The sequence below is a fragment of the Pseudohaemophilus paraphrohaemolyticus genome, assembly GCF_003253115.1.
GTDB classification, from domain to species: domain Bacteria; phylum Pseudomonadota; class Gammaproteobacteria; order Enterobacterales; family Pasteurellaceae; genus Haemophilus_A; species Haemophilus_A paraphrohaemolyticus_A.
On the sequence record NZ_QEQF01000016.1, the window covers coordinates 1 to 3,322 of the forward strand.

At 47.9% G+C, this 3,322-nt stretch carries 2 rRNA genes; both read right to left on the reverse strand.

Features of this window, described 5'->3' with window-relative positions:
- Positions 1–7: 7 nt before the first annotated feature.
- Positions 8–123, reverse strand: a 5S ribosomal RNA gene (gene rrf / locus DPV92_RS09655).
- Between the two features lie 122 nt (positions 124–245).
- Positions 246–3,142: ribosomal RNA gene (locus DPV92_RS09660) — 23S ribosomal RNA — on the reverse strand.
- Positions 3,143–3,322 lie beyond the last annotated feature (180 nt).

Genomic DNA, 3,322 nt, shown 5'->3' on the forward strand with positions numbered 1-3,322 from the left:
AAATTCAATCTGGCGATGCCCTACTCTCACATGGGGAAACCCCACACTACCATCGGCATTACGGCATTTTACTTCTGAGTTCGGAATGGAGTCAGGTAGAACTACCGCACTATGGTCGCCAGAATATTCTGTTTTAGCCTTGAGCTTCGTTTCTTACTCTGCTCTGACTTAATATTCTTTCGATTTTATTTTTGGTTCTTTATTCTTTAAATTAAAAACAAGCTGTAAAAACACTTGAGCGTTGTATAGTTAAGCCTCTCGGGCAATTAGTATGTGTTAGCTCAACGGCTCGCACCGCTTACACACCACACCTATCTACGTCGTAGTCTCCAACAACCCTTACAGACTTATAGTCTGGGAGAACTCATCTTAAGGCAAGTTTCGTGCTTAGATGCTTTCAGCACTTATCTCTTCCGCATGTAGCTACCCGGCAATGCGTCTGGCGACACAACCGGAACACCAGGGATGCGTCCACTCCGGTCCTCTCGTACTAGGAGCAGCCCCTTTCAATTCTCCAACGCCCACGGCAGATAGGGACCGAACTGTCTCACGACGTTCTAAACCCAGCTCGCGTACCACTTTAAATGGCGAACAGCCATACCCTTGGGACCTACTTCAGCCCCAGGATGTGATGAGCCGACATCGAGGTGCCAAACACCGCCGTCGATATGAACTCTTGGGCGGTATCAGCCTGTTATCCCCGGAGTACCTTTTATCCGTTGAGCGATGGCCCTTCCATTCAGAACCACCGGATCACTATGACCTACTTTCGTACCTGCTCGACTTGTCTGTCTCGCAGTTAAGCTTGCTTATACCATTGCACTAACCTCACGATGTCCGACCGTGATTAGCAAACCTTCGTGCTCCTCCGTTACTCTTTGGGAGGAGACCGCCCCAGTCAAACTACCCACCAGACACTGTCCGAGAGCGTGTTTCCACTCTTCGTTAGAACATCAAACGTTAAAGGGTGGTATTTCAAGGACGCCTCCACAATCACTGGCGTGACTGCTTCAAAGGCTCCCACCTATCCTACACATCAAAATTCAATGTTCAGTGTCAAGCTATAGTAAAGGTTCACGGGGTCTTTCCGTCTAGCCGCGGGTACACCGCATCTTCACGGCGATTTCAATTTCACTGAGTCTCGGGTGGAGACAGCCTGGCCATCATTATGCCATTCGTGCAGGTCGGAACTTACCCGACAAGGAATTTCGCTACCTTAGGACCGTTATAGTTACGGCCGCCGTTTACTGGGGCTTCGATCAGGAGCTTCTCTTTCGATAACACCATCAATTAACCTTCCAGCACCGGGCAGGCATCACACCCTATACGTCCACTTTCGTGTTTGCAGAGTGCTGTGTTTTTAATAAACAGTTGCAGCCAGCTGGTATCTTCGACCGGTTCAACCTTCACCCGCGAGGGGTTACAATCTACGCCGGCGCACCTTCTCCCGAAGTTACGGTGCTATTTTGCCTAGTTCCTTCACCCGAGTTCTCTCAAGCGCCTGAGTATTCTCTACCTGACCACCTGTGTCGGTTTATAGTACGGTTTAGATAAATCTGAAGCTTAGTGGCTTTTCCTGGAAGCGTGGTATCAGTTACTTCAGTGCCTTAGCACCTCGTCATCAGTTCTCGGTGTTAAGAGTGCCCGGATTTGCCTAAGCACTCCACCTACCGCCTTAAACAGCCATCCAACAGTCTGCTAACCTAACCTTCTCCGTCCCCACATCGCAATTTATCCAAGTACGGGAATATTAACCCGTTTCCCATCGACTACGCTTTTCAGCCTCGCCTTAGGGGCCGACTCACCCTGCCCCGATTAACGTTGGACAGGAACCCTTGGTCTTCCGGCGAACGAGTTTTTCACTCGTTTTATCGTTACTTATGTCAGCATTCGCACTTCTGATACGTCCAGCACACTTCTCAATGCACCTTCATCCGCTTACAGAACGCTCCCCTACCCAACAGTCTTTCGACTGATGCCGCAGCTTCGGTGACTAGTTTTAGCCCCGTTACATCTTCCGCGCAGGCCGACTCGACTAGTGAGCTATTACGCTTTCTTTAAATGATGGCTGCTTCTAAGCCAACATCCTAGCTGTCTAAGCCTTCCCACTTCGTTTCCCACTTAACTAGTACTTTGGGACCTTAGCTGGCGGTCTGGGTTGTTTCCCTCTCCACGATGGACGTTAGCACCCACCGTGTGTCTCCTGAGTATCACTCTTCGGTATTCGCAGTTTGCATCGGGTTGGTAATCCGGGATGGACCCCTAGCCGAAACAGTGCTCTACCCCCGAAGGTGTCCGCTCAAGGCTCTACCTAAATAGATTTCGGGGAGAACCAGCTATCTCCCGGTTTGATTGGCCTTTCACCCCCAGCCACAAGTCATCCGCTAATTTTTCAACATTAGTCGGTTCGGTCCTCCAATTAGTGTTACCCAATCTTCAACCTGCCCATGGCTAGATCACCGGGTTTCGGGTCTATACCTTGCAACTCTTCGCCCAGTTAAGACTCGGTTTCCCTTCGGCTCCCTTATTCAGTTAACCTTGCTACAAAATATAAGTCGCTGACCCATTATACAAAAGGTACGCAGTCACCAAATAAATTGGCTCCCACTGCTTGTACGTACACGGTTTCAGGTTCTATTTCACTCCCCTCACTGGGGTTCTTTTCGCCTTTCCTTCACAGTACTGGTTCACTATCGGTCAATCAGGAGTATTTAGCCTTGGAGGATGGTCCCCCCATCTTCAAACAGGATTTCTCGTGTCCCGCCCTACTTTTCGTTAGCTTAGTACCGCAATAATGTTTTCGGATACGGGATTATCACCCTCTGTGATTGTGCTTCCCAGCACATTCTCCTAACAAAACTGCTATCACTAACAGGCTCTTCCGCTTTCGCTCGCCGCTACTGACAGAATCTCGGTTGATTTCTTTTCCTCGGGGTACTTAGATGTTTCAGTTCTCCCGGTTTGCTTCACTTGCCTATCTATTCAACAAGTGATAGTAGATTCTTCATCTACTGGGTTTCCCCATTCGGACATCTTGGGTTAAACGCTTCTTATCAACTCACCCAAGCTTTTCGCAGATTAGCACGTCCTTCATCGCCTCTGATTGCCAAGGCATCCACCGTGTACGCTTAGTCACTTAACTATACAACCTCAAATGTTTTCAATTAAACATTCAAAGTATATTAAATTACTAAACACTTAACTGCTTTTGTTCAGTTAAGATTTTATTTAACTACTCAGACTTTTTCTTATCAAACTCTTTTAAATTCGACTTGAAAGTCTCTTCAGTTTTTCAGCTTGTTTCCAATTTTTTAAAGAACAA